Source organism: Streptomyces griseoflavus (assembly GCF_014649995.1).
GTDB classification, from domain to species: domain Bacteria; phylum Actinomycetota; class Actinomycetes; order Streptomycetales; family Streptomycetaceae; genus Streptomyces; species Streptomyces griseoflavus.
The window spans coordinates 75,525-100,177 of sequence record NZ_BMUC01000001.1 but is presented as its reverse complement, the minus strand read 5'-3'; the positions used below and the strand labels follow the sequence as shown (position 1 = coordinate 100,177).

Genomic DNA, 24,653 nt, shown 5'->3' with positions numbered 1-24,653 from the left:
TGTCCTTGGTCTGCCTTTTACTTTTGGAGGACGGTATCAAGGGCGGTGCGTTGTGCGGTAGCGAGTTCGGTGCAGCCGGTGACGGCGAGGTCGAGGAGGGCGTTGAGTTCGTCGCGTGCGAAGGGTTCGGCTTCGGCGGTGCCCTGGACTTCGACGAAGCGGCCGTCGCCGGTGCAGACGACGTTCATGTCGGTGTCGGCCTTGACGTCTTCTTCGTAGCGGAGGTCGAGGAGGGGGGTGCCGGCGACGATGCCGACGGAGACGGCGCTGACGGTGCCGGTGAGGGGCCGGCGGCCGGGCTTGATGAGTTTCTTGCCCTGGGCCCAGGTGATGGCGTCGGCGAGGGCGACGTAGGAGCCGGTGATGGCGGCGGTGCGGGTGCCGCCGTCGGCCTGGAGGACGTCGCAGTCGAGGACGATGGTGTTCTCGCCGAGAGCTTTGTAGTCGATGACGGCGCGCAGGGAGCGGCCGATGAGCCGGCTGATCTCGTGGGTGCGTCCGCCGATGCGGCCGCGGACGGATTCGCGGTCGCCGCGGGTGTTGGTGGCGCGGGGGAGCATCGAGTATTCGGCGGTGACCCAGCCCTCGCCGCTGCCTTTGCGCCAGCGGGGGACGCCTTCGGTGACGGAGGCGGTGCAGAGGACTTTGGTGTCGCCGAAGGAGATGAGGACGGATCCTTCGGCGTGCTTGCTCCAGCCGCGTTCGATGGTGACCGGGCGGAGTTGGTCGGGGGTGCGGCCGTCGATTCGAGACATGGCGCCGAGCCTAGCCGTAGACGGCGGAGGGGCCCCTTCCGCGGTGGGGAGGGGCCCTGAAGGTGTGGCTTTGGCCGTGGTTCGGGTGCGGTGGTTCAGGTGCGGTGGTTCACATCATGTCTTCGATTTCGGCGGCGATGGGGTCGGCGTCGGTGCCGATGACGACCTGGATGGCGGTGCCCATCTTGACGACGCCGTGGGCGCCGGCGGCCTTGAGGGCGGCTTCGTCGACCTTGGCGGGGTCCACGACTTCGGTGCGGAGGCGGGTGATGCAGCCTTCGATCTCGTCGATGTTGTCGATGCCGCCGAGTCCGGCGACGATCTTCTCAGCCTTGGTGGCCATGTTCGTTCTCCCTGATGCGAACCGCTTTGTCGCAGTAACCCACAGTTGGCCCAGCTTTGCGAGCGGCCTTGTCGTGGGTGCCGAATGATGGCGTCACGACGGCGGGTCCGCCCCCGCCCACTGGTCTACACCACCGGGCGGACTGTCGACAAACCCGTCGTGGCCGTGTTCCAGCGAAGGGGGCCGGATGAGTGCCGACAGTTCCGCCGGTGCCGAGCCTACGGCGGGTCCGGCGCGGGAGCGGTGGAGCCGGTTGTTCCTGGGTCTGCAGAAGATGGGGCGGAGTCTGCAGTTGCCGATCGCGGTGCTGCCGGCGGCGGGCATCCTGAACCGGCTGGGGCAGCCGGATGTGTTCGGGGACGACGGTCTGGGGTGGACGGACGTCTCGAAGGTGATGGTGGGGGCGGGGGGTGCCCTGCTGGACGGTTCGCTGGGGCTGCCGCTGTTGTTCTGTGTGGGTGTGGCCATCGGGATGGCGAGGAAGTCGGACGGGTCGACGGCGCTGGCGGCGGTGGCGGGGTTCCTCGTCTACTTCAATGTGCTGCGTCAGTTCCCCGAGGACTGTCCGGAGGGTTCGGTGGCGGTGCCGCAGGTGGGGTGCCGGGTGACCGACGGGTCGGGGACGGTGACGGCGTTCACGTTCCAGAATCCGGGGGTGTTCGGCGGCATCGTGATCGGGCTGATGGCGGCGTTCCTGTGGCAGCGGTTCCACCGTACGAGGCTGGTGGACTGGCTGGGTTTCTTCAACGGGCGGCGTCTGGTGCCGATCATCATGGCGTTCGCGGCGATCGTGTTCGCGGCGTTGTGTCTGTGGGTGTGGCCGCCGATCGGTGACGCGCTGGAGAGTTTCAGTGACTGGATGGACGGTCTGGACGCGTGGGGCGCGGGTGTGTTCGGTGTGGCGAACCGGGCGTTGCTGGTGGTGGGGCTGCACCAGTTCCTGAACGTGCCGATCTGGTTCCAGTTCGGTTCGTACACGAAGCCGGACGGGTCGGTGGTGCACGGTGACATCAACATGTTCCTGGCGGGTGATCCGGACGCGGGGCAGTTCACGTCGGGTTTCTTCCCGATCATGATGTTCGCGTTGCCGGCGGCGGCGCTGGCGATCACGCACTGTGCGAGGCCGGCGCGGCGCAAGGAGGTCGGCGGGCTGATGCTGTCGGTGGCGCTGACGTCGTTCGTCACGGGGATCACGGAGCCGCTGGAGTATTCGTTCCTGTTCGTGGCGCCGTTGCTGTACGTGGTGCACGCGGTGCTGACGGGTGTGTCGATGGCGGTGACGTGGGGGCTGGGGGTGCACGACGGGTTCAGTTTCTCGGCGGGGCTGATCGACTACGTCATCAACTGGAATCTGGCGACGAGGCCGTGGGCGATCGTTCCGATCGGTCTGTGCTTCGCGGTGGTGTATTACGTGATCTTCCGGTTCGCGATCACGCGGTTCGATCTGAAGACTCCGGGGCGGGAGGCGGAGGAGGAGGTGGAGGACACGACGAAGGCGTGAGCTCTTGGGGTGGAGGTGGCTGTTCGAGCCCTCGGATCCTGTGGTCCGGGGGCTTTTCGGTGCGCCTGTGAACGGTCGGCTCCGGGTCGGCGGCGGGCACGGTGCGTAGCCCGGTGGTGGCGGAATCGCGGGTTCCTTACGGGGCCTTCATCGTGCTACAAAAGGTCTACACCACTTGGTGGTGTAGACCTTGCGCGCGGGCTTCCCGCCGCGCGTTCGGGACGCCGCCGTCCTCATGTGGTCCCCTGGCGGCGCCTTGCCCACAGGAGGAACACGATGACCACGGCGAGCACGGCAACCGCCGACAAGAAGAGGGGCGCCGGCGCGATGGCCGTCCTGCAGCGCATCGGCCGCAGCCTCATGCTGCCGGTCGCGGTGCTGCCCGCGGCGGCGCTGCTGGTGCGCCTCGGCAACGACGACATGCTGGGGCGCGACTCGTTCCCCGGCTTCGTCACCAAGATCGCCGGTTTCATGGCGGCCGGCGGCAACGCGATCCTCGACAACATGGCGCTGCTGTTCGCCGTGGGCATCGCGATCGGCTTCGCGAAGAAGTCGGACGGTTCGACCGCTCTCGCGGCGGTCGTCGGCTACCTGGTCTTCAAGAACGTCCTGGGCACCTTCACCGACGAGAACCTTCCCCAGGTGGCGACGGCCGTCGACGGCAAGGTCGTGATGGTGGACGCGCCGGTGGACGCCAAGGTCCTCGGCGGCGTGGTGATGGGCATCGTGGTGGCGCTGCTCTACCAGCGCTTCTACCGCACGAAGCTGCCGGACTGGGCGGGCTTCTTCGGCGGCCGCCGCCTGGTGCCGATCCTGTCGGCCTTCGCCGGTCTGCTGATCGGCATCGTCTTCGGCTACATCTGGCCGGTCCTCGGCACCGTCCTGCACAACTTCGGTGAGTGGCTGGTGGGCTCGGGGGCCGTCGGCGCCGGTGTCTTCGGTGTGGCCAACCGCGCTCTCATCCCGATCGGCATGCACCACCTGCTGAACTCCTTCCCGTGGTTCCAGGCGGGCGAGTACGAGGGCAAGAGCGGTGACATCGCGCGCTTCCTCGCCGGTGACCCGACCGCCGGCCAGTTCATGACCGGCTTCTTCCCGATCATGATGTTCGCCCTGCCGGCGGCCTGCCTGGCCATCGTGCACTGTGCCCGGCCCGAGCGCCGCAAGGTCGTCGGCGGCATGATGTTCTCCCTCGCGCTCACCTCGTTCGTGACGGGTGTCACCGAGCCGATCGAGTTCACCTTCATGTTCATCGCGCCGGTGCTCTACGCCATCCACGCGGTGCTGACCGGTGTGTCCATGGCGCTCACGTGGGCGCTGGGGATGAAGGACGGCTTCGGCTTCTCGGCCGGCGCGGTCGACTTCTTCCTCAACCTCGGCATCGCCAGCAACCCGTGGGGCCTGGCTCTGGTGGGCCTGTGCTTCGCGGCGGTCTACTACGTGGTCTTCCGCTTCGCCATCACCAGGTTCAACCTGCCGACGCCCGGCCGGGAGTCGGACGAGGAGCTGGCGGAACTGCAGAAGGCGGAGGCGAAGTAACCCCCGCCCCCGCCCGCTGACGCGCGCGAAGGCCCGGCCGATCCGGCCGGGCCTTCGTGCTGTCCGCGGGCGTCCCGTGTGCCGTCCGCCGGCGTCCTGCTTCAGATCACGTAGGTGGCTCCGCGCGACGCCAGGCCCACCGGTCCGTCGTACACGGCGCGGGCGTCGGTGAGGTTGATCTGCGGGTCGGTCCACGGGGCGATGTGGGTGAGGATCAGGCGGCGGGCGCCCGCGCGGGCCGCCGTCTCCCCCGCCTCCCGGCCGTTGAGGTGCAGGTCCGGGATGTCCTCCTTGCCGTACGTGAAGGCGGCCTCGCACAGGAAGAGGTCGGCGTCGCGGGCGAGGTCGTCGAGGGCGGGGGTCACGCCCGTGTCACCGGAGTAGGTCAGCGTCTTCCCGCCGTGCTCGATGCGGATGCCGTACGCCTCGACGGGGTGCGCGACGCGTTCGGTGTGGACGAGGAACGGGCCGATCTCGAAGGTGGACGGCTTGACCGTGTGGAAGTCGAAGACCTCGCTCATGGAGGAGGCCGAGGGGGTGTCGGCGTAGGCGATGGTCAGCCGGTGTTCGGTGCCCTCGGGTCCGTAGACCGGGATGGGCTCGCAGCGGCCGCCGTCGTGCCGGTAGTAGCGCGCGACGAAGTAGCCGCACATGTCGATGCAGTGGTCGGCGTGCAGGTGGCTGAGGAAGATCGCGTCGAGGTCGTAGAGACCGCAGTGGCGCTGCAGCTCGCCCAGGGCACCGTTGCCCATGTCGAGGAGCAGCCGGAAGCCGTCGGCCTCGACGAGGTAGCTCGAGCAGGCCGATTCCGCGGACGGGAACGACCCCGAGCAGCCGACGACGGTGAGCTTCATGAAGCAGAAACCTCCGCTGGCGGGTGTGGAGAGACGGGGGTCGTGCGGTTTGTCGAGCGTAAGGCGCGAAACCTTCGGTCGCTCCTCCACCAGGGGCTGTTGTGGGCGAACTCACCTGTGCTGTCACCGGTTCGGCTGGAAGCCGTACATGCCGGTGACGGGAAAGACGCGTGGGGGTGGTCGGCGCCGGTACGGTCTGGGCATGGACACGGCCTGGTGGCTCGCGCTCGTCGCGGTGGTGCTGCTCGCGTTCGTCACGTCGCTCGTCGACGGGTGGGGGCGGGGGCACCGGACCCGGCGGCGGCGCGCGCCCGGGAGGCGCGGCGGGTCCCGGGACGGCGGCGGGCCGGATCACGGTTCCGGGGACGCGTGAGGGGCCGGAGACGAGGGTCTCCGGCCCCTGGTGACGCCGTGTGGTGACACCGCCGCGGTGTCAGGCCCAGAGCTGGCCCTGGAGGGTGTCGATGGCCTCTTCGGTGGTGGCGGCCGTGTAGACGCCGGTCGAGAGGTACTTCCAGCCGCCGTCGGCGACGACGAAGACGACGTCGGCGGACTCCCCCGCCTTGAGCGCCTTGTTGGCGACGCCGATCGCCGCGTGCAGGGCGGCGCCGGTGGAGACGCCGGCGAAGATGCCCTCCTGCTGGAGGAGTTCCCGGGTGCGGGTGACGGCGTCGGCGGAGCCGACGGAGAAGCGGGTGGTGAGGACGGAGGCGTCGTAGAGCTCGGGGACGAAGCCCTCGTCGAGGTTGCGCAGGCCGTAGACGAGGTCGTCGTAGCGCGGCTCGGCGGCGACGATCCTGACGTCGGGCTTGTTCTCGCGCAGGTAGCGGCCGACGCCCATGAGGGTGCCGGTGGTGCCGAGGCCGGCGACGAAGTGGGTGAGGGACGGCAGGTCGGCGAGGATCTCGGGGCCGGTGGTCGCGTAGTGCGCGCCGGCGTTGTCCGGGTTGCCGTACTGGTAGAGCATCACCCAGTCGGGGTGTTCGGCGGAGAGTTCCTTGGCGACGCGCACGGCGGTGTTGGAGCCGCCGGCGGCCGGGGAGGAGATGATCTCCGCGCCCCACATGCCGAGCAGGTCACGGCGTTCCTGCGAGGTGTTCTCGGGCATGACGCAGACCATGCGGTAGCCCTTGAGCTTGGCCGCCATGGCCAGGGAGATGCCGGTGTTGCCGCTGGTCGGCTCGAGGATGGTGCAGCCGGGGGTGAGGCGGCCGTCCTTCTCCGCCTGTTCGATCATGAACAGGGCGGGGCGGTCCTTGATGGAGCCGGTGGGGTTGCGGTCCTCCAGCTTCGCCCAGATGCGGACGTCGGCGGACGGCGAGAGCCGCGGCAGGCGCACCAGGGGGGTGTTGCCCACCGCGGCCAGCGGGGAGTCGTAACGCATCGGCTATCAGGCCATTCCCGCCCGTCGCCCGGCCGCCACCCCGACCGGACGCGGCTTCGCCGCGGCAGAACCTCCTGCCACGGCCGGCAGGATCGTCACGCTGTCGCCGTCGGACAGCTTGGTGTTGATGCCGTCGAGGAAGCGGACGTCCTCGTCGTTGAGGTAGACGTTCACGAAGCGGCGCAGCTGCTCGCCGTCGACGATGCGGGCGTGGATGCCCGTGTGCCGGGTCTCGAGGTCGGTGAAGAGCTCGGCGATGGTGCTCCCGGTGCCTTCCACCGCCTTCTGTCCGTCGGTGTACTGGCGGAGGATGGTCGGGATGCGGACCTCGATGGCCATGGCTGAGGGCTCCTGTCGGATGTGTCTGTCGTGGGTTCGGGAAGGGCGCGCGGCGGCACGCGGAAGCCCGCCGCGGCTCTCGGCCGTACGGCGGCAGCGGGGGTCAACAGATGGCGCTGTTCAGCCGGCACAGATCGATGTGCAGCCGCGCCACGAGCAGGGTGCCCGGCGCTGTGTCGCTCACATCGAGAAGAACCATGGGGTCATCGTATCGATTCCCGGACGGGCTTCCGGAGTGTGATCTCACTGTACGGACACCTCGCTTCCGCGATACGGGACGGGCCGGGGTTCGCGCCGCGGGACCGGGCCGGGCGGCGGTCAGTAGGCCTCGACGACCTTGACCTCCTCCTCGGTGATCTCGCCCTCGACGATGCGGAACGAGCGGAACTGGAACTCGCCGGCGTCGTCGGTGTCGGCGGTGGAGACCAGGACGTAGTGGGCGCCGGGCTCGTTGGCGTAGGTGACGTCGGTGCGGGAGGGGTAGGCCTCGGTCGCGGTGTGGGAGTGGTAGATGACCACGGGTTCCTCGTCGCGGTCGTCCATCTCCCGGTACAGCTTCAGCAGGTCCTGGGAGTCGAACTCGTAGAACGTGGGCGAGCGGGCGGCGTTCAGCATGGGGATGAAGCGCTCGGGGCGGCCGGCGCCCACCGGGCCCGCCACCACGCCGCACGCCTCGTCGGGGTGGTCCTCGCGGGCGTGGGCCACGATCTGGTCGTACAGCGCCTGGGTGATGGTCAGCATGGGCCCAGGATAGGCAACGGGCCGTTCCGTACCGAGGGGTGGTACGGAACGGCCCGCATGCCGGACGCCTTGAGCGGATGGCCGCGGGAGGCCCACGAGTGCTCCCCGCGGCCGGCGTCCCGGGTGGGGGTCAGCCCACCTTCTCGAAGTGGCTCTCGTCGCGCCGGGTGACCTGCGGGTTGCGGCTCTTGAGGACCGCCCAGCCGGTGCCGAGGGCGATGGCCCAGCCGGCCATCACGTACAGGCAGATCCGGGCGTCGGCGTCGATCGCGATCAGCACGGTGACGAACAGCAGGAACGCGATCGCGATGTAGGAGCAGACCGAGCCGCCGGGTGCCGGGAAGGAGGAGGCGGGCAGCCGGCCCGCGACGACCTTGCGGCGGTAGAGGACGTGGCTGATCAGGATCATCAGCCAGGTCCAGATGCCGGCGGCGGTGGCGATGGAGGTGACGTAGCCGAAGGCCTTCTCCGGGACGACGTAGTTCAGGACGACGCCGATGCCCATGAAGACCACGGAGGTGACGATGCCGAGCGCCGGGGTCTTGCGGGAGGACAGCCGGCTGAAGCGCCGCGGGGCCTCGCCGTTGTCGGCGAGGTTGCGCAGCATGCGTCCGGTGGAGTACATGCCGGAGTTGCAGGAGGACAGGGCGGCGGTGAGCACGACGAAGTTGACGATGCCGGCGCCGGCGGGGATGCCGATGACGGCGAACGCCTTCACGAAAGGGCTGGCGTCGGCGGAGAACTCGGTCCACTTGACCACGCACAGGATGACGGTGAGGGCGCCGACGTAGAAGAGGGCGATGCGCCAGGGCAGGGTGTTGATCGCCTTGGGGAGGGTCTTCTCGGGGTTCTCGGACTCGCCGGCGGTGACACCGACGAGCTCGACGGCGAGGTAGGCGAACATGACGCCCTGGAGGGTCATCAGGGAGGAGCCGATGCCCTTGGGGAAGAAGCCGTCGAAGGCCCAGAGGTTGGAGACGGCGGCGGTGTCACCGGCCTGGCTGAAGCCGAGGGTGAGGACACCGAGGCCGATCACGATCATGCCGATGATCGCGGTGACCTTGACCATCGAGAACCAGAACTCGATCTCGCCGAAAAGCTTCACCGAGATGAGGTTGGCGCCGAACAGGATGATCAGGAAGACCAGCGCGGACGTCCACTGCGGGATCGCCGGGAACCAGTAGTTGATGTAGATGGCGGCGGCGGTCAGCTCGGCCATGCCGGTGACCACCCACATCAGCCAGTACGTCCAGCCGGTGAAGTAGCCGAAGAACGGGCCGAGGAACTCGCGGGAGTACTCGGCGAAGGAGCCGGAGACGGGGCGGTAGAGCAGGAGCTCTCCGAGGGCCCGCATGATGAAGAAGATGATCACGCCCGCGAGGGCGTACATGACGATCAGGCTGGGGCCGGCCTTGGCGATGTTCGCCCCGGCTCCCAGGAAGAGTCCGACGCCGATGGCGCCGCCGATCGCGATCATCTGGACCTGGCGGCTGTTGAGGCCGCGTTCGTACCCCTCCTCGGGGACGGACTCCGTGTCGACCTGCGGTGAGGCCATGTGTGCTGCGCCTTTCTCCATGCCGACCCGGGCCGCTGTCGGCCGCGGATCGGGTCTCGGTCCCCCCGGACTGATGGAGCTGAGCCGACTCGGCAAGCCCGCTCGTGCCTGGCCGGCGGTGACCGGCTCGATGGCGCACCCGGCCGAACGTTCGGGTGGCGTTCGCCGGGCGGTTGTGCAGGTCTACCACGGCGGCCGGACCGATTCGCCGTGTTCGGTGAGACACGGATCACAGGAAAATAGGGAGAAAGGTGACCGTGGAACGAAAACGCGGCCGCTCGTTTGACGCGATCGTTATTCGGATTTGAGAGTCCATTGAGCGAACGTCTGTGCACACGTCGCAGGTGGAACGACAAGGGGAAGGGGCCCGTCCGCACCGGTGACGGTACGGACGGGCCCCTCGGGTCAGGACCGTGCCGCTAGGGCGCGTCGGTGACCTTGACCTCGGCGTTCTCGGCCTCGGCGCCGGACCCGGTCCGGCGGGTCCGGGTGTACTCCAGGAAGGAGTTGAGCTCGCGCTTGACCACGGGGGCCAGCAGGTAGAGGCCGATGATGTTGAACACGGCGAGCAGGAAGAGCGCCGAGTCGGCGAGGCTGATCAGCGAGTCGAGGGAGAGCAGGGAGCCCGCGATCACGAACACGCTCCAGGTCGCCTTGAACGTCATCTCACTGGCCTTGCTCCGGCCGAAGAGGTACGTCCAGGCCTTGAGGCCGTAGTAGCCCCAGGTGAGGATCGTGGAGAAGGCGAACAGCAGCACCGCGACGGTCAGCAGGTGGGGGAACCAGGGCAGGACGGTGGCGAAGGCGTCGGAGGTGATGGTGACGCCGCCGATGTTCTCGCCCTCGCGGGCCTCGCCCCAGCTGGCGGGGTTGGCGATGACGATGGTCAGCGCGGTCATGGTGCAGACGACGACCGTGTCGATGAAGGGCTCCAGGAGGGCGACCAGGCCCTCGCTGGCGGGGTGCTTGGTCTTGACCGCGGAGTGGGCGATGGGCGCGGAGCCGATGCCGGCCTCGTTGGAGAAGGCGGCGCGCTGGAAGCCGACGATCAGGGCGCCGATGATGCCGCCCGCGACGCCGTCCGCCTCGAAGGCGCCCTGGAAGATGCTGCCGATCGCGTCGGGCACGGCGGTGACGTTCGTCAGGATGACGACCAGGCAGGCCACGACGTACATGATCGCCATGGCGGGGACCAGGCGGCTGGTGACGGAGGCGATGGAGCGGATGCCGCCGAGCAGCACGAGCCCGACCAGGGTGGCCACCAGGAGACCGAAGAGCACGGCACCGGCGGAGCTGGCCAGGAAGCCGTCCTCGCCGCCGAAGGTGGAGGAGATCTGCGCGTAGCTCTGGTTGGTCTGGAAGAGGTTGCCGCCGAACAGACCGAAGAAGAGGATCATGGCGGAGGCCAGGACGGCGAGCACCTTGCCGAGCCTGGCGCCGGCGCGGCCGAAGCGCTCGGCGAGGCCCTTGGGCAGGTAGTGCATGGGGCCACCGGAGACGGTGCCGTCGGCGTGCTCCTCGCGGTACTTCACACCGAGGGTGACCTCGACGAACTTGGTGGCCATGCCGAGCAGGCCGCACAGGATCATCCAGAAGGTGGCTCCCGGGCCGCCGATGGAGACGGCGACGGCGACACCGGCGATGTTGCCGAGGCCGACGGTGCCGGAGACCGCGGCCGTCAGTGCCTGGAAGTGGCTGACCTCGCCGGGCGCGTCCTTCTCGTCGTACTTGCCGCGGACGACGTCGAGGGCGAGTTTCAGTTTGCGCGCCTGGACGAGACCGAACCAGCCGGTGAAGACCAGGCCGGCGATCACGAGCCAGGCGACGATGAGCGGAAGATCCGCGTCACCGACCGGGACGGTGTAGAAGACGATGTCGCCGACGGTGGTCGCGACAGGGTCGAAGAAATCACTTACGGCGTCGTCGATGTTTTGCGTGATGGAGTCGAGTGACATCGAACTTCCTCAGGTGGCGCGGGGACGTGCTGGCGTGCGCAGCGGAGCGGGTGACGTCGTGGGCGGGGGCCCCGTCCCGTTCGGCGACGGCGGTGGGCGGCGGACCCGGTGGGCCGGGGCCGTCGTCCTCTTGTCGTGCTGGTTCTCCACGCCGGCGGTGGCCGGCTTCCTCACTCACGGCTGAGGGTGGGCCGCAAGCGAGTTGCCGATTCTTACCACGCTGTTTACCTGGCGACGAGTGATGCGGATCACACGAAAACGCCCCTACGCGGCAAAAACGCAGGGGCGGTGACGGGATCGTTATCCGGACTTGAGGTTCTCCTGAGCGAACACATCAGGGGATATATATGGATGTATCGAGCATGTTTACGGCATGAGCGTCGCGACGAGCGTCTCCTGCAGCCCTCCCAGCCACAGGTACGCCATCACCATCGGCTTGCGCGGGTCCTCGTCGGGCAGGTGGAAGAGGAGGTCGCTGTCGTCCTCGTCGCTGATCTCCAGCCGGGAACCGATCGCCAGGCGCAGGTCGTTCAGCGCGCCGAGCCACTGGCGGGACTCGTCGGGGGACAGCTTGAGCACCGCGTCGCCCCGGCCCGCCGGGCTGAGCGCGTCCAGGGAGCGGATCACCGCGAGGGCGTTGTCGCGCTTGCCGGCCCGCAGGTCGTTCTCGGTGTAGCGGCGGAACTCGGCGGAGTGCGCCCGCTGCTCCTCGGCCTCCGCCGGCTGCGGGGTGCCCCCGGGGGCGCCGTAGGCGTCGGGGAAGAGGCGGCGCAGCACGGGGTCGGAGGGCGGCTCGCTCGGACCCTCGGCGAAGAGGTCGGCGAGCGGGTCGCCGGAGCCCTCACCGGCGGGCCCGGGGCCGATGAGCTCCATCATCTGCACGGCCAGCGACCGGATGATGGAGATCTCGACGTCGTCGAGGGCGACGGCCGCGCCGCCGCCGGGGAGCGGTTCGAAGGTTCCTGGCATGGCGGCGATCGCTACTTCCGGTCCTGCGGGAGGGGTCGGGTCATGTCCGGCTCGGTCACTTCCGGTCGTGCTGCAGGGTGGCCCACAGTCCGTAGCCGTGCATGGCCTGCACGTCGCGTTCCATCTCCTCGCGCGTACCGCTGGAGACGGCGGCCCGGCCCTTGTGGTGGACGTCCATCATGAGCTTGGTGGCCTTGTCCTTGGAGTAGCCGAAGTACGACTGGAAGACGTACGTCACATAACTCATGAGGTTGACCGGGTCGTTGTGGACGATGGTGACCCACGGGACGTCGGGCTCGGGTACGGCGAAGACCTCCTCCGCCGACTCGGTGCGTTCGATCTCCAGGGGTGCGGGTGACGTCACATCCCCATGCTGCCACCGCAGGGGGGTGGTCGCACAAACCGGCCCGCTGTTCCGGCCCCCCGAACTGAAATCGTCAAACTGACGAAATGGGGGTAGCATCCCTGCCATGACCACAGCAGACCTTGGGCGTGGCCGACGGGTGGGTGTGCCGTCGACGGCGCTTTTCACGGACCAGTACGAGCTGACGATGCTGCAGGCGGCGCTGAAGGCCGGTACGGCCGGACGGCGCAGCGTGTTCGAGGTCTTCACCCGGCGGCTGCCCAACGGGCGCCGCTACGGTGTGGTGGCCGGGACCGGGCGGGTGCTGGACGCGGTGGAGAACTTCCGCTTCGAGCCGGACGTCCTCGCGTTCCTGCGCGAGAAGGGCATCGTCGACGGGGCGACCCTGGACTGGCTGGCCGGCTACCGCTTCTCCGGTGACATCTGGGGCTACCCGGAGGGCGAGGTGTACTTCCCGGGCTCGCCGATCCTGCGGGTCGAGGGCAGCTTCGCGGAGTGCGTGCTCCTGGAGACGGTGATCCTGTCGATCCTCAACCACGACTCGGCGATCGCCGCCGCGGCGTCCCGGATGTCGTCGGCGGCCGGCGACCGGCCGCTGATCGAGATGGGTGCCCGGCGCACCCACGAGCTGGCGGCGGTGGCCGCCTCCCGGGCCGCCTACATCGGCGGCTTCGCCTCCACCTCCGACCTGGCGGCCGGTTTCCGCTACGACATCCCGACCGTGGGCACCTCCGCGCACGCCTTCACCCTGCTGCACGACAGCGAGCGGGACGCCTTCCGCGCCCAGGTGGACTCCCTCGGCGGCGGCACGACGCTGCTGGTGGACACGTACGACGTGGCCGAGGCGGTCCGCACGGCCGTCGAGATCGCGGGGCCGGAGCTGGGCGCCGTGCGGATCGACTCCGGTGACCTGCTGCTGGTGGCGCACCGGGTGCGCCAGCAGCTCGACGAGCTGGGCGCCACCGGTACGAAGATCACCGTGACCTCGGACCTGGACGAGTACGCCATCGCCTCGCTGGCGGCGGCACCGGTGGACTCCTACGGGGTGGGGACGCAGCTCGTGACCGGCTCGGGCCACCCGACCGCCTCCATGGTGTACAAGCTGGTCGCCCGCGCCGAGTCCGCCGATCCCGGGGCGCCGCTGGTGCCGGTGGCGAAGAAGTCCACCGGCGGCAAGACCTCCGTCGGCGGCCGCAAGTGGGCGGCCCGGCGGCTGGACGCGTACGGCGTCGCCGAGGCGGAGGTCGTCGGCACCGGCGAGGTCCCCGAGGAGCTGGCCGGACAGCAGCTGCTGGTGCCGCTGGTCGAGGGCGGCGAGGTGCTCGTCCGCGAGCCGCTCGACGTGGTCCGCGACCGGCACGCCGCGGCGCGCGCCTCGCTGCCGCTGTCCGCTACACAGCTGTCCCGCGGGGAACCCGTGCTTCCGACGGAGTACGCGCCCGGGCCCTCGGGTAGCTAAAGGCGGTGCCCCCCACCGCCTCCCCGTCCGTGTCGTCCCCCTCTCACCCCACTTGACCGACCCCTCAGCGAAGGACAACGCCATGCGCCGCGCACTGATCGTCGTCGACGTGCAGAACGACTTCTGCGAGGGCGGCAGCCTCGCCGTGACCGGCGGGGCGGATGTGGCCGCCGCCGTCACCGAGCTGATCGGCCAGGCCGCCTCGGCCGGCGGCTACCAGCATGTGGTGGCCACCCGCGACCACCACATCGCGCCCGGCGGGCACTTCGCCGACAACCCCGACTACGAGCGGTCCTGGCCCGCGCACTGCGTCGCCGGGACGGAGGGAGTCGGGTTCCACCCGAACTTCGCTCCCGCGGTGACGTCCGGGGCGGTCGACGCGGTGTTCGACAAGGGCGCGTACGCGGCCGCCTACAGCGGGTTCGAGGGGGCGGACGAGAACGGGACGCCGCTGGCGGAGTGGCTGCGGGAGCGGGAGGTCGAGGAGGTGGACGTGGTGGGGATCGCCACCGACCACTGTGTGCGGGCCACCGCGCTGGACGCGGCGCGGGAGGGGTTCCGGACGCGGGTGCTGCTGGACCTGACGGCGGGGGTCGCGGCGGGGACGACGGAGCGGGCGCTGGAGGAGCTGCGCTCGGCGGGGGTGGAGATGTCCGGGAAGCCCGTGGTGCAGTGACCGGGCGGGGGCGGGCCCGGGTGTGCCGCGGCCCGCGGCACCGGACGCCCACCCCCCGGCGGCACGACTGCCCGCGTCCGGGAGGCGTCGGCCGCTAGGCCTGGGCCCCCGTGGGACGTCCGAGCAGGGCCCTGATCGGGTGCCAGAGTTCCACCGTCAGGGGGTCGGCCTCCGGCGCCGTACGCCATATGAGGCCGTCGGGGTGGTGCAGGACCGCGGTGATCTCGTCGGGGGTCGGCGGGGCCGCGTTGCCCCGCAGGTAGATCGCCCGCAGGCCCAGGTTGCGCAGCCTGGTCAGGGCACGGGCGCGGTTCTGGGCGTGGACGAGGACCCGGACCCCGGCGGGTGCGCCGGCGGCGGGGCTGGGCAGGTTCAGCGCCACCACCACCGTGCCGTTCGGCAGCTTGCAGAAACCTCCTGCGGCCATGCGGTCACACCCCCGTGTCAGCCGGTGTCGGAACAGGTGTCAATAAGAGAGTCACAGGAGGCACCTAAACACGGATCGGCGGTGACCCGCCAGGGGGTCACCGCCGATCGTGGTCTGACCTGCGAGGATGCTGTTTACCTGCCCGCGGGACCGACCTCGAGCTCGATCGTGGAGCCGTTCTTGGCCTCCTTGACGATCTTGATCTTCGTGTTGGTGTCAGTGACCTTCACACCGCCGGTCGGGTTCGACTCGTCGTAGTAGGTGCTGGTGCGGTCGTTGAAGACCGACACACCCTTCGACGAGGGGATCCACGTCGCCACGTCCGCCTTGTGCAGCGTCAGGGCGTCGGTGCGGTAGGTGCTGAACGGCGCGTCGTAGGTCTGGATGCGGTTGCGCATCAGCGTGCCGTCGGACCACTTCAGCGCGGCCGGGTGCGAGTCGACCGGGAGGAGCAGACCGGTACCCGGGTGCACGCTGGTGTTGTTGTCCTGCTGGGAGGTGTCCCACTTCCAGATCAGCAGACCGTTCTGGTACGGGAAGTGCTCCACCCAGTCCGGACGGCTGTTGGCGAAGCCGAAGTTGTACGGGCCGACCTTCAGCGTCTCGTCGTACGACACGTACTGCCGGTTCTCGGCGATGTAGTACTGCGCGTAGTCCTTGGTGAAGGAGGCGCCGATGCGGGAGAAGCCCTTCGCCGTCCAGGCGGCGTCGGCGGTCTCGGCGTTGTCCGTGAAGAGCGCGGAGCCGTCCGCCGTCACCGTGATGCGGTCGGCCGCGAAGCCCTTGAGGGCCACGCCGCCGTCGGTCTGGTAGCGGAAGCGCAGGTCGATCTTCTTGCCCGCGTAGGCGTCCAGGGAGTACGCCAGCTTCTTGTAGCTGTCGACCGTGCCGTGCAGGGCCGGCTTGTCGCTGCCGTCGCGCGGGATCGGCGAGCCGTCCACCGTGCCGTCCAGGGCGGTCCAGTTGACACCGCCGTCGGTCGACGCCTCGGCGTAGAGGAAGTCGTAGTCGGCCTCGATCTCGTACCAGCCGTCGAGAGTCAGCGCGGCCGACGTCTTCCCGGTGAGGTCGACGCTGCGCGTCAGCGTGTTCCGGAGGTCGTCACCGCTGCCGCTCCACCACTGGGTCTTCCCCTCGGCCGGGGCGACGACCTCGGTGGTGACGGCCTTCTTCGGGAGCTGGACGACCAGCGCCTGCTTGTGCTTGGTGTTGTACTCGGCGAGGCCGAGCTTGTGCCAGGAGTTGACGCCGGCCTTGGCCGTGTCGTAGGTGAGCCAGCCGAGCTGGAGCTTGTCCCAGGCGGTCATGTCGCCGGGCAGGTTCCCGATCTCGTTCTTGCCGGTGCCCAGCCAGGAGCCCGAGGACATCAGCGTCCAGAACCCGGTGGAGTTCTCGCCGCCCTGGGTGTCGTAGTGGTCCGGCAGACCGAGGTCGTGGCCGTACTCGTGGGCGAAGACGCCGAGTCCGCCGTTCTCCGGCTGGATGGTGTAGTCGCCGACCCAGATGCCGGTGTCACCGATCTGGGTGCCGCCGAGCTTGTTCTGCTCGGGGCCGGTGGCGCCGGCGTCGGTGCCGAAGGCGTACCAGCGGTGGGCCCAGATCGCGTCCTCGCCCTGGGCGCCGCCGCCGGCGGACTCGTCCTCACCGGCGTGCACGATCTGGAAGTGGTCGATGTAGCCGTCGGGCTCGTTGAAGTCGCCGTCGCCGTCGAAGTCGTAGCGGTCCCACTCGTCGTACTGGGACAGCCGCGCCTTGATCTGGGCGTCGGTCTGGCCGGCGGCCTTCTGCTGCTCGGCCCAGGCGGTCACGCCGTCCTGCACCGCGAACCAGGCGCAGTTGTCGGGGACGCACTTGTTGGAGCCGTAACGGGCCTCGTTGTAGGGCACCTTGACCCAGTCGGAGACCTCGCCGTCGACCGAGTAGCGGCCGGAGGACTGCTTCTCGAAGTACGTCTTGACCGAGTTGACGCCCTTGCCGGAACCGAAATACAGGTCCTCGAAGTGCTCCTGGTCGTAGTCCGCCTGCCAGGCCGTGGAGTTGTCCACCTTGCGGTCCGGCTTGGCGATCTGGTTGTGCAGCGGGCCAGGGGTGCCGCCGTAGCGGCTGTCGATCTTGTCGCCGAACTCCACCAGGATCGTGAAGATCTTGTCGGTCTTCTCGCGGCCGAGCTCGACGTACTTGGAGTCGCCCTTCTTGCCCTTGAGCTGGACGACCTTCGAACCCTGACGGTCCTTGACCGAGGCTTTACCGGATATGACCTGGTTGAGGGCTTCCTCTCGCTGGGCCGCCTGCGTCTTGGAGAGCGGCCCCTCGAGGTCGTGCTCGACGTGGTGGCGCTCGGCCGGGTCGTGCCGTTCCACGGCGCCGGGCCGGTCGGCCTGGTCAGCCGTGTCGGCCTGTGCCACGGTGAACGCAGAGCAGGTGGCGGTGACCGCCGCGAGTGCCACGCCTGTCGCGGCCGCTCTGAACGTCCAGGTTCTACTGGTCACTTGAGATCCCCTCCCGCGAGCGCACGCGCGGCCGTAGGAGGTTCCGTCGGTGGAAGGTCCCGCACGCACGTGATCAACGCGTGTAGTCAAGTGACGACATTTGACTAGAGGTTCGGCAGAAAAAACAGACCTTGACTTGGACAGGTCAATGGCGTTATGCGGAGCCGTGGTTCGCTTTCCGGACACTTCCGACCGAACCCGAGCGGGCGCGTACGACCGTCCACGTGGTGGACGTCATGACTCCGTGCGCCCCCTGTGCACCGGCCCCTTCGGTGAGGTCACGCTTACCGCGCTTTCCGCTCGGGCACCCTCGCGGTTAGAGTCGCTTGGCGCATCGCCCTTGAACCGGCGGAAAGCCAGGCCGACAGCCCCCGACTCCCGAGGACACGATGGCCATGCCCCGTCCTACTGTGGCTCAGTTCGCTTACGGCTCGTGCACGGTGATCTTCTCCACCCTCGCCATGCTGCTGTTGTCCGGTACGAGTTCGGGCCCGGGCGTCGCGGTGGTCGCCGTGTCGGCACTCGCCCTGGGACTGCTGGTCGCCGTGACCGTGCCGGCGCCCCGGCGCCCCGCGGCGCCGGCCCGGCCCGCGGCCCCGCGGCCGGTCCGGGCCACCGTCCCCGCTCCGGCGCGCGGACCGGTACGGGACTCCGTGCGCGAGCCGGTGCGGGAGCGGGCCGCTTCCTGACCGGTTCCCCCGCCCGCCGGCGTCATCCCGTGCTGACCACCACGGTCCTGGCCGCCTTGTCGTGCAGGCCCTGCTTGAAGGGCCGGTCGAAGTAACTCCAGCCGCCACAGATCACGGTCCACACGCAGGCGCAGCAGAACGCGAACGGCAGCCACAGCACGGCGGCCCGCATCAGCGAGGTCTGCACGGACGGGGTGGAGCCGTCGGACAGGTCGGCCACCCGCAGGTGCAGCAGCCTCTTGCCCAGGGTCTGGCCGGTACGGGCGGTCAGGACCGTGTCGTAGGCGATGTAGAGCACGGCGGCGACGGCGGACTGCACGAAGCCGTTGCCGACGTTGATGTTGTTGCCGTCGACGTTGTACTCGTTGACGCCGAACGGCCAGGTGAGCAGGAAGACCACGATCCCGACCAGGATCATGTCGATGATGCGGGCGAGGGTGCGCTTGGCGCTGTCGGCGAGCGGGGGCATGCCGGCCAGGGGATCGGAAGGGCCTCCGGGAGCACCCCCGTAGGGGCTGCCTCCGCCGTACGGACCGCCGCCGGGAGGGCCGCCGCCGTACGGGCCGCCACCACCGCCGTACGGACCGCCGCCACTGCCGTAGGGGTCGCCGCCGCCCGCGGGGCCGGGGCCGTACGGGGAGCCGGACCCCGGGGAGCCGGGGCCGCCCGGCGGGGGGTGCTTCTTGAACGGGTCGTCGTCCGGCGGCTGCTGACCGGAGCCGGGGGGCGGTTCGGTGGTCATGCACCCGAGTCGACCGCGAACCCCGCTCCCCCGCATCCGGCGAGCCGCCGTCCGGAGTACCGGAGGCGGCGGGCGCCCCCGGCGCGTCAGCCGGTCACACCAGCCCGGCGGATCAGCCGCGCCGGATCAGCCCGCCGGATCAGCCCGCGACGAACGTGTGCGCGGCCTTGTCGTGCCAGCACTGCCGCCACGGCTTGTCGAACAGGCACCACAGGACGCCGACGACACCGACGACGAGCAGCCCGGGAACGCTGTAGACCAGCCAGCGTCGCAGGGCCGCGCCGAAGCCGGGGGCTTCGTGGCCCTCGATGTCCCGCACGTCCAGGCCCAGCAGCTTCTTGCCGAGGGTCCGCCCCCACTTGACGGTGGGCAGCACCTCGTAGAGGACACCGGTGAGGAGGAGGACGGCGAGGACGACGCCGAGGTGGACCGCGGTGGTGCCGTCCAGCAGCCAGACCGTGACGGTCCGTCCGGACAGTTCGGCCGCCTCGATCTTCGCGTCGATGTGGTCCATGGCCGCGATGCCGAGCGGCACGGCGGCCGCGGCGGTGACGGCGCCGACGACGAGCGTGTCCAGCAGCCGGGCGGCCAGCCGCTTGCCGAGCGCGGCGGGGCGGGCCTCGGCCTGACGGCGGGCGGCTGCCTGGAACGGGTCCTCGACCGGCGGCTTCCACGGCGCGACCGGGGGCTCCTCGCCACCGGCGAGCCGGTGCACCTGCTGCGCCCAGGAGGACTGACCGCCACCGGAGCCGGTCGTCAGGGGCGCGGAGCCGGACACGGCGGCAGCGGCAGCCACGGGGGCGGCGGGGGCTCCGGAAGGGGCGGGGGCGGCGGTCTGCGGGGGGACGGCCGGTGCGGTGGCCGGCTGCGCTCCGGAGGGTGCCGGGGCGGCGGCGGCGCGGGCGGCCGCGGCCTTTCCGGCACCGAAGCCGGGGCGTCCGGCGGCGGCACCCTGCCCCTGGTTCCGCTCACCCGCGTCCGGGGTGACGGCACGGAAGGTCATCGTGCCCTCGTCCTCGGCACCGGCGTCGGCCGCCCGGCGGTCGCTCGCCCCCGGCCTGCGGAACACGAACGTGCCCCCGCCGGCCGGGCCCGCGGCAGGGTCCGGGGTGTCCGCGGCCGGGGTCTGCGGGGCGGACGGGGCGGACGGCGCTGCCGGGTGCGGCACGCGCGGGTCGGTGCCCCAGGAGACCCTGCGGTCCTGGTCGCCGCCGAAGCCGGACTGGTGGGAGCGGTCCGCGCCCCAGGCCGAGGCGGGTTCGGGCCTGCTGCCGTGCTGCGCCTCGGCGGGCGACGGCGCGGTAGACGGGGACGCGGCGGAGGGCGGCGCGGGCGCCGGTTCGTCCACCGGGTCCTCGTCGAAGAAGTGCGGGCCGGTCTCCTCGACGGAGGGCAGCGCCGGGCCCGCGCCGGACGGCGCCGCGAGCGCCTCGCCGTCCCGGGGCGCCGGGCGGCTGGTGCCGGGGACCCAGGAGGCGCCGTTCCAGTACCGGACGTATCCGGGAATGGAGGGGTCCGGGTAGTACCCTTCGCGGGGCCTGTCGTCACCGGGGGCCGGGGTTGGGGCACTCATTCCGTCGTCCCGTATCTGCTCGATGGGGTGGGTCGGGGGACCACATCTATCAGACGGGCGGGGGCCTGACCGCCCGTCCGGCCGGACCCCACCCCTTTCGGGCACCTTCGGGTCAGAAGAGCTTGCCCGGGTTGAGGATGTCGAGCGGATCGAAGACCTTCTTGACGGCCCGCTGCATCTCCACGCCCACCGGGCCGAGTTCGCGCGCCAGCCACTCCTTCTTGAGCACGCCCACGCCGTGTTCGCCGGTGATGGTGCCGCCGAGTTCCAGACCGAGCGCCATGATCTCGTCGAAGGACTCCCGGGCCCGCCGCGACTCCTCCGCGTCGGTGGCGTCGAAGCAGACCGTCGGGTGCGTGTTGCCGTCGCCCGCGTGCGCGACGACGCCGATGGCCAGCCGGTACTTCTCGGAGATCCGTTCCACGCCGTCGATGAGCTCGCCGAGCTTCGAGCGGGGCACGCACACGTCGTCGATCATCGTGGTGCCCTTGACCGCCTCCAGCGCGACCAGCGACATCCGCCGGGCCTGGAGCAGCAGTTCGGACTCGGCGGCGTCCTCGGCCGGGACGACCCGGACGGCACCGGCGGCCTCGCAGAGCGCGCCGACGGCGGCGAGGTCCGCCGCCGGGTCGGTGGTGTCGAAGGCGGCCAGCAGCAGCGCCTCGGTGGACTCCGGCAGGCCCATGCGGGCCATGTCGTTGACCGCCTTGACCGTCGTACGGTCCATGAGTTCGAGGAGTGAGGGGACGTGGCCGCCGGCCATGACGCGGCACACCGCGTCGCACGCGGCGGCGCCGGAGGAGAACTCGGCGGCCAGCACCAGCTGCGCGGGCGGTTTGGGCCGCAGGGCGAGGACCGCGCGGACGACGATGCCGAGGGAGCCCTCGGAGCCGACGAACAGACGGGTCAGGTCGTACCCGGCGACGCCCTTGGCGGTGCGGCGGCCGGTGGTCATCAGGCGGCCGTCGGCGAGGACGACGTCCAGGCCGAGGACGTACTCGGCCGTCACGCCGTACTTCACGCAGCACAGCCCGCCCGACGCGGTGCCGATGTTGCCGCCGATGGTGCAGGTCTCCCAGCTGGAGGGGTCCGGCGGGTAGGAGAGGCCGTGTGCGCCGACGGCGCGGGAGAGCGCGGCGTTGACGACGCCGGGTTCGACGACGGCGATCCGGTCGACCGGGCTGATCTCCAGGATGCGGTCCATCCGGGTCAGGGAGAGCACGATGCAGCCGTCGGAGGCGTTGGCGGCGCCGGACAGTCCGGTGCGGGCCCCCTGCGGGACGACGGGGACGCGCAGCTCGGTGGCGGTGCGCATGACGTGCTGGACCTGTTCGACGGTGCGCGGCAGCACGACCGCCGCGGGGCTGCCGGCCGGGCAGAAGCTGGCCATGTCGTGGGCGTAGGAGGCCGTGACGTCGGGGTCGGTGAGGACGGCGTCCGCGGGGAGGCCGCCGAGCAGCCGGTCGACGAGAGGGCCGGCCGTCACCGTGTCTTCATCGCTTCGCGCTTCGATACGGCTCATGATCACAGCGTCGCACCCGGGGCCATCGGTGTGAACCCCGTGTACGGCACCCGCGTCACCACGGGGTGTGATCATCGTACGTAAGCGGGGTGTGACGCACAGTGTGCGCCATGGACGACAAGCCGTGTGGGCCCCGCCGGCGGACGCGCCACCGCGCGCTGCTCGCCTCCGTCACCGGGTGCGCCGTGCTGGGCGGAGCGCTGGTGCTGCTGCCGTGGGGCGAGGCGGCGCCGCCCGCGCCGACCCCCGAGGCCCGTGCGCTGGCCGCGGTCGGCAGCGGGGTACCGGCCGCGCTGCCGGATCTTCGGGCACTGGTGGCGGACCGGGAGCAGCGCCTGAAGCGGCACCCCGGGGACGCCGCGGCCTGGGCGGTGCTCGGCTCGGCCCGGGTGGCACAGGGGCTGCGGCTGGCGGACCCGGCGTACTGGTCACGGGCCGAGAAGGCGCTGCGCACCTCGCTGAGACTGCGGCCGGAGGGCAACGCCCCGGCGCTGCGGGGGCTCGCGGCGCTGGCGAACGCGCGGCGGGACCACGCGGGGGCACGCGAGTGGGGCGAGGCGGCGCGGAAGCTGGAGCCGACGCGGTGGACGACGTACCCGCTGCTCATCGAGGCGTCGGCGGGGCTCGGCGACGACGAGGAGACGGGGAAACTGCTGGAGCGGCTCACCGGGCTGCGCACCGGCCCGGCGGTGATGGCGCGGGCGGCGGCCGTGTACCGGGACCGGGGCTGGCGGGAGGACGCGGCGGCGAAGCTGGCGGACGCGGCGTCGGCCGCCGCGGAACCGGCCGAGCGGGCGGCGTACCTGGAACGGGCCGGGCAGCTCGCCTGGGAACGCGGTGACCGCCAGGACGCGCTGCGGCACTTCCGTGAGGCGGTGCGGATCGACCCCGACCAGCGGGCGGCGCAGGCCGGCCAGGGCAGGGCACTGGCGTCACTGGGGCGGACGACGGAGGCGCTGGGCGCGTACCGGACGGCGCTGGCGCGGCAGCCGCGGCCGGAGTACGCGCTCGAACTGGGCGAGCTGTACGAGTCGCTGGGGCTGGAGCGGGCGGCGGAGGCGCAGTACGCGGTGCTGCGGGAGCGGGTGCGGGTGGCCGCGGCGCACGGGGCGGACGAGTCGCTGGTGCTGGGCCGGTTCGAGGCGGACCACGGGGACGCGGCCGGTGCGGTGCGGCGGCTGCGTGCGGCGTGGGAGCGGGGGCCGTCGACGGAGGTGGCGGACGCGCTGGGATGGGCGCTGCACCGTGCCGGGGAGCACGAGGAGGCGCTGCCGTTCGCCGTGCGGGCGACGGAGGGGACGCAGGGCGGGGGCGTGCGCAGTGCTCTGTACGTGTTCCACCGGGGGATGATCGAGCGGTCGCTGGAGCGGTACGGGGCGGCGCGGCGGCACCTGAGGGAGGCCCTGCAGATCAACCCGTGGTTCTCCCCCCTGGGCGCGCCCCGGGCCGAGGCCGCCCTGGCCGGCCTGGGCGAGCCCTCCGTGCAGGCGGGGCCCGAGTCCTCCTGAGCGCCGCCCTCCGCGACTGACGCGGGCAGTCGTGCCGCGGGGCGGCACGACTGCCCGGTGTCGGGGCGGCTACAGGTTGCCGCGCTTGGCCTGTTCGCGTTCGATCGCTTCGAAGAGGGCCTTGAAGTTGCCCTTGCCGAAGCCCATGGAGCCGTGGCGTTCGATGAGTTCGAAGAACACCGTCGGACGGTCCTGGACCGGCTTGGTGAAGATCTGCAGCAGGTAGCCGTCCTCGTCACGGTCGACGAGGATCTTCAGCTCGCGCAGCGTCTCCACCGGCACCCGCGTCTCCCCCGCCCACTCCCCGAGGGTGTCGTAGTACGAGTCGGGGGTGTCCAGGAACCGCACACCGGCCGCGCGCATCTGGCGGACCGTGTGCACGATGTCGTTGGTGTTCAGCGCGATGTGCTGGACGCCCGCGCCGCCGTAGAACTCCAGGTACTCGTCGATCTGGGACTTCTTCTTGGCGATGGCGGGCTCGTTGATCGGGAACTTGACCTTGAGCGTGCCGTCGGCGACCACCTTCGACATCAGCGCGCTGTACTCGGTGGCGATGTCGTCGCCCACGAACTCCTTCATGTTCGTGAAGCCCATGACCTTGTTGTAGAACTCCACCCACTCGTTCATCCGGCCGAGCTCGACGTTGCCGACGCAGTGGTCGACGGCCTGGAAGGAGCGCTGGGCCGGCGGCTCGACGATCGGGTCGGCGGCGACGTAGCCGGGCAGGTAGGGGCCGTCGTAGCCGGAGCGCTCGACCAGCGTGTGGCGGGTCTCGCCGTAGGTGGCGATCGCGGCCAGGACGACGGTGCCGTGCTCGTCCTTCAGCTCGTACGGCTCGGCGACCGGGCGGGCGCCGTGCTCGACGGCGTAGGCGTACGCGGCGCGCGCGTCCGGGACCTCGATGGCGAGGTCGACCACGCCGTCGCCGTGCGCCGCGACGTGGTCGGCGAGGAAGGCGCCCCACTCGGTGGACTGCTTGATCACCGAGGTGAACACGAAGCGGGCGGAGCCGCTCTCCAGGACGTAGCTCGCGGTCTCGCGGCTGCCGTTCTCCGGTCCGGAGTAGGCGACCAGCTTCATGCCGAAGGCGGTGGAGTAGTAGTGCGCCGCCTGCTTGGCGTTGCCCACGGCGAAGACGACCGCGTCCATTCCCTTGACCGGGAAGGGGTCGGCCTGCCGGGCGGTCGCTGCGGGAGTGTGGTCTGTGGTCTGCGTCATAGGTGCAGGGTGGGCCAGCCCTGCAAGGTGCGCAATAGTTTGCCTGTTCAC

Annotated in this window: 24 protein-coding genes; 7 read left to right on the top strand and 17 right to left on the bottom strand. The window is 70.6% G+C overall.

Annotated features, from left to right (window positions below):
- Positions 1 to 17 precede the first annotated feature (17 nt).
- A complete protein-coding gene (gene rph / locus IE172_RS00425; protein ID WP_190095015.1) occupies positions 18 to 755 on the bottom strand; it encodes a ribonuclease PH in 738 nt (245 codons plus the stop codon).
- Between the two features lie 109 nt (positions 756 to 864).
- Complete coding sequence (locus IE172_RS00420) at positions 865 to 1,098, bottom strand: PTS sugar transporter subunit IIB (RefSeq protein WP_190095014.1); 234 nt, start codon at positions 1,096 to 1,098, stop codon at positions 865 to 867.
- A gap of 187 nt (positions 1,099 to 1,285) precedes the next feature.
- Between IE172_RS00420 and IE172_RS00415 the strand changes: the two genes are divergently transcribed.
- Both IE172_RS00415 and IE172_RS00410 read left to right on the top strand, forming a co-directional pair.
- The gene (locus tag IE172_RS00415) at positions 1,286 to 2,599 is read left to right on the top strand and encodes a PTS transporter subunit EIIC (RefSeq protein ID WP_190095013.1); all 1,314 of its coding nucleotides are present in this window, start codon (positions 1,286 to 1,288) and stop codon (positions 2,597 to 2,599) included.
- 276 nt (positions 2,600 to 2,875) lie between these two features.
- Positions 2,876 to 4,138: a PTS transporter subunit EIIC gene (locus tag IE172_RS00410; protein ID WP_190095012.1), complete on the top strand. Its 1,263-nt coding sequence runs from the start codon at positions 2,876 to 2,878 to the stop codon at positions 4,136 to 4,138.
- Between the two features lie 101 nt (positions 4,139 to 4,239).
- On the opposite strand, the gene IE172_RS00405 is transcribed toward IE172_RS00410, so the two are convergent.
- Positions 4,240 to 4,992: an MBL fold metallo-hydrolase gene (locus IE172_RS00405; RefSeq protein WP_190095011.1), complete on the bottom strand. Its 753-nt coding sequence runs from the start codon at positions 4,990 to 4,992 to the stop codon at positions 4,240 to 4,242.
- 202 nt (positions 4,993 to 5,194) lie between these two features.
- On the opposite strand from IE172_RS00405, the gene IE172_RS00400 reads away from it, so the two are divergent.
- The gene (locus tag IE172_RS00400) at positions 5,195 to 5,365 is read left to right on the top strand and encodes a hypothetical protein (RefSeq protein WP_190095010.1); all 171 of its coding nucleotides are present in this window, start codon (positions 5,195 to 5,197) and stop codon (positions 5,363 to 5,365) included.
- A 60-nt stretch (positions 5,366 to 5,425) separates the two neighbouring features.
- Here the strand turns inward: IE172_RS00400 and IE172_RS00395 are convergent, their stop codons facing one another.
- The 8 genes from IE172_RS00395 to clpS form a co-directional block, all read right to left on the bottom strand.
- On the bottom strand, positions 5,426 to 6,376 hold the full coding sequence (locus IE172_RS00395; RefSeq protein WP_190095009.1) for a PLP-dependent cysteine synthase family protein: 951 nt from the start codon (positions 6,374 to 6,376) through the stop codon (positions 5,426 to 5,428).
- Positions 6,377 to 6,382: 6 nt separating this feature from the next.
- Positions 6,383 to 6,715 carry a MoaD/ThiS family protein gene (locus IE172_RS00390; RefSeq protein WP_190095008.1) on the bottom strand — a complete coding sequence of 111 codons (333 nt, stop codon included), beginning with the start codon at positions 6,713 to 6,715 and terminating at the stop codon, positions 6,383 to 6,385.
- Between the two features lie 103 nt (positions 6,716 to 6,818).
- Positions 6,819 to 6,914 (bottom strand): putative leader peptide, encoded by a 96-nt coding sequence (locus IE172_RS35310; RefSeq protein ID WP_356079428.1) that lies wholly within the window; start codon positions 6,912 to 6,914, stop codon positions 6,819 to 6,821.
- 119 nt (positions 6,915 to 7,033) lie between these two features.
- Complete coding sequence (locus tag IE172_RS00385) at positions 7,034 to 7,456, bottom strand: M67 family metallopeptidase (protein WP_190095007.1); 423 nt, start codon at positions 7,454 to 7,456, stop codon at positions 7,034 to 7,036.
- A 130-nt stretch (positions 7,457 to 7,586) separates the two neighbouring features.
- Positions 7,587 to 9,011 carry an amino acid permease gene (locus IE172_RS00380; RefSeq protein WP_190095006.1) on the bottom strand — a complete coding sequence of 475 codons (1,425 nt, stop codon included), beginning with the start codon at positions 9,009 to 9,011 and terminating at the stop codon, positions 7,587 to 7,589.
- A gap of 419 nt (positions 9,012 to 9,430) precedes the next feature.
- Positions 9,431 to 10,966 (bottom strand): alanine/glycine:cation symporter family protein, encoded by a 1,536-nt coding sequence (locus IE172_RS00375; RefSeq protein WP_190095005.1) that lies wholly within the window; start codon positions 10,964 to 10,966, stop codon positions 9,431 to 9,433.
- 366 nt (positions 10,967 to 11,332) lie between these two features.
- Entirely contained in the window at positions 11,333 to 11,935 is a 603-nt protein-coding gene (locus IE172_RS00370; protein ID WP_190095004.1) for a DUF2017 domain-containing protein, read from the bottom strand.
- Between the two features lie 55 nt (positions 11,936 to 11,990).
- Positions 11,991 to 12,299: an ATP-dependent Clp protease adapter ClpS gene (gene clpS / locus IE172_RS00365; protein ID WP_190095003.1), complete on the bottom strand. Its 309-nt coding sequence runs from the start codon at positions 12,297 to 12,299 to the stop codon at positions 11,991 to 11,993.
- A 106-nt stretch (positions 12,300 to 12,405) separates the two neighbouring features.
- Here clpS and IE172_RS00360 point away from each other — a divergent pair, with 106 nt between their 5' ends.
- Together IE172_RS00360 and IE172_RS00355 are read left to right on the top strand one after the other, a co-directional pair.
- Positions 12,406 to 13,758 carry a nicotinate phosphoribosyltransferase gene (locus tag IE172_RS00360; RefSeq protein WP_190095002.1) on the top strand — a complete coding sequence of 451 codons (1,353 nt, stop codon included), beginning with the start codon at positions 12,406 to 12,408 and terminating at the stop codon, positions 13,756 to 13,758.
- A gap of 82 nt (positions 13,759 to 13,840) precedes the next feature.
- Entirely contained in the window at positions 13,841 to 14,434 is a 594-nt protein-coding gene (locus IE172_RS00355; RefSeq protein ID WP_190095001.1) for an isochorismatase family protein, read from the top strand.
- A 94-nt stretch (positions 14,435 to 14,528) separates the two neighbouring features.
- Here the strand turns inward: IE172_RS00355 and IE172_RS00350 are convergent, their stop codons facing one another.
- Together IE172_RS00350 and IE172_RS00345 are read right to left on the bottom strand one after the other, a co-directional pair.
- On the bottom strand, positions 14,529 to 14,861 hold the full coding sequence (locus IE172_RS00350; RefSeq protein ID WP_190095000.1) for a hypothetical protein: 333 nt from the start codon (positions 14,859 to 14,861) through the stop codon (positions 14,529 to 14,531).
- Positions 14,862 to 14,995: 134 nt separating this feature from the next.
- Positions 14,996 to 17,350, bottom strand: a complete 2,355-nt coding sequence (locus IE172_RS00345) for an immune inhibitor A domain-containing protein (RefSeq protein ID WP_190094999.1) — start codon at positions 17,348 to 17,350, stop codon at positions 14,996 to 14,998.
- 389 nt (positions 17,351 to 17,739) lie between these two features.
- Here IE172_RS00345 and IE172_RS00340 point away from each other — a divergent pair, with 389 nt between their 5' ends.
- The gene (locus IE172_RS00340) at positions 17,740 to 18,039 is read left to right on the top strand and encodes a hypothetical protein (RefSeq protein ID WP_190094998.1); all 300 of its coding nucleotides are present in this window, start codon (positions 17,740 to 17,742) and stop codon (positions 18,037 to 18,039) included.
- 22 nt (positions 18,040 to 18,061) lie between these two features.
- Here the strand turns inward: IE172_RS00340 and IE172_RS00335 are convergent, their stop codons facing one another.
- The 3 genes from IE172_RS00335 to IE172_RS00325 form a co-directional block, all read right to left on the bottom strand.
- The gene (locus IE172_RS00335) at positions 18,062 to 18,781 is read right to left on the bottom strand and encodes an RDD family protein (protein ID WP_190094997.1); all 720 of its coding nucleotides are present in this window, start codon (positions 18,779 to 18,781) and stop codon (positions 18,062 to 18,064) included.
- A 139-nt stretch (positions 18,782 to 18,920) separates the two neighbouring features.
- Positions 18,921 to 20,354 (bottom strand): RDD family protein, encoded by a 1,434-nt coding sequence (locus IE172_RS00330; RefSeq protein WP_190094996.1) that lies wholly within the window; start codon positions 20,352 to 20,354, stop codon positions 18,921 to 18,923.
- 112 nt (positions 20,355 to 20,466) lie between these two features.
- The gene (locus tag IE172_RS00325) at positions 20,467 to 21,882 is read right to left on the bottom strand and encodes an FAD-binding oxidoreductase (RefSeq protein ID WP_190094995.1); all 1,416 of its coding nucleotides are present in this window, start codon (positions 21,880 to 21,882) and stop codon (positions 20,467 to 20,469) included.
- 104 nt (positions 21,883 to 21,986) lie between these two features.
- Between IE172_RS00325 and IE172_RS00320 the strand changes: the two genes are divergently transcribed.
- Complete coding sequence (locus IE172_RS00320) at positions 21,987 to 23,384, top strand: tetratricopeptide repeat protein (RefSeq protein WP_190094994.1); 1,398 nt, start codon at positions 21,987 to 21,989, stop codon at positions 23,382 to 23,384.
- A 69-nt stretch (positions 23,385 to 23,453) separates the two neighbouring features.
- Here the strand turns inward: IE172_RS00320 and hppD are convergent, their stop codons facing one another.
- A complete protein-coding gene (gene hppD / locus IE172_RS00315; protein ID WP_190094993.1) occupies positions 23,454 to 24,602 on the bottom strand; it encodes a 4-hydroxyphenylpyruvate dioxygenase in 1,149 nt (382 codons plus the stop codon).
- Positions 24,603 to 24,653: the final 51 nt, after the last annotated feature.

Coding starts and splice junctions, on each gene's coding strand:
- rph (WP_190095015.1), bottom strand. CDS start 755: ATGTCTCGAATCGACGGCCGCACCCCCGACCAACTCCGCCCGGTCACC.
- IE172_RS00420 (WP_190095014.1), bottom strand. CDS start 1,098: ATGGCCACCAAGGCTGAGAAGATCGTCGCCGGACTCGGCGGCATCGAC.
- IE172_RS00415 (WP_190095013.1), top strand. CDS start 1,286: ATGAGTGCCGACAGTTCCGCCGGTGCCGAGCCTACGGCGGGTCCGGCG.
- IE172_RS00410 (WP_190095012.1), top strand. CDS start 2,876: ATGACCACGGCGAGCACGGCAACCGCCGACAAGAAGAGGGGCGCCGGC.
- IE172_RS00405 (WP_190095011.1), bottom strand. CDS start 4,992: ATGAAGCTCACCGTCGTCGGCTGCTCGGGGTCGTTCCCGTCCGCGGAA.
- IE172_RS00400 (WP_190095010.1), top strand. CDS start 5,195: ATGGACACGGCCTGGTGGCTCGCGCTCGTCGCGGTGGTGCTGCTCGCG.
- IE172_RS00395 (WP_190095009.1), bottom strand. CDS start 6,376: ATGCGTTACGACTCCCCGCTGGCCGCGGTGGGCAACACCCCCCTGGTG.
- IE172_RS00390 (WP_190095008.1), bottom strand. CDS start 6,715: ATGGCCATCGAGGTCCGCATCCCGACCATCCTCCGCCAGTACACCGAC.
- IE172_RS35310 (WP_356079428.1), bottom strand. CDS start 6,914: ATGGTTCTTCTCGATGTGAGCGACACAGCGCCGGGCACCCTGCTCGTG.
- IE172_RS00385 (WP_190095007.1), bottom strand. CDS start 7,456: ATGCTGACCATCACCCAGGCGCTGTACGACCAGATCGTGGCCCACGCC.
- IE172_RS00380 (WP_190095006.1), bottom strand. CDS start 9,011: ATGGCCTCACCGCAGGTCGACACGGAGTCCGTCCCCGAGGAGGGGTAC.
- IE172_RS00375 (WP_190095005.1), bottom strand. CDS start 10,966: ATGTCACTCGACTCCATCACGCAAAACATCGACGACGCCGTAAGTGAT.
- IE172_RS00370 (WP_190095004.1), bottom strand. CDS start 11,935: ATGCCAGGAACCTTCGAACCGCTCCCCGGCGGCGGCGCGGCCGTCGCC.
- IE172_RS00360 (WP_190095002.1), top strand. CDS start 12,406: ATGACCACAGCAGACCTTGGGCGTGGCCGACGGGTGGGTGTGCCGTCG.
- IE172_RS00355 (WP_190095001.1), top strand. CDS start 13,841: ATGCGCCGCGCACTGATCGTCGTCGACGTGCAGAACGACTTCTGCGAG.
- IE172_RS00350 (WP_190095000.1), bottom strand. CDS start 14,861: ATGGCCGCAGGAGGTTTCTGCAAGCTGCCGAACGGCACGGTGGTGGTG.
- IE172_RS00340 (WP_190094998.1), top strand. CDS start 17,740: ATGGCCATGCCCCGTCCTACTGTGGCTCAGTTCGCTTACGGCTCGTGC.
- IE172_RS00335 (WP_190094997.1), bottom strand. CDS start 18,781: ATGACCACCGAACCGCCCCCCGGCTCCGGTCAGCAGCCGCCGGACGAC.
- IE172_RS00330 (WP_190094996.1), bottom strand. CDS start 20,354: ATGAGTGCCCCAACCCCGGCCCCCGGTGACGACAGGCCCCGCGAAGGG.
- IE172_RS00320 (WP_190094994.1), top strand. CDS start 21,987: ATGGACGACAAGCCGTGTGGGCCCCGCCGGCGGACGCGCCACCGCGCG.
- hppD (WP_190094993.1), bottom strand. CDS start 24,602: ATGACGCAGACCACAGACCACACTCCCGCAGCGACCGCCCGGCAGGCC.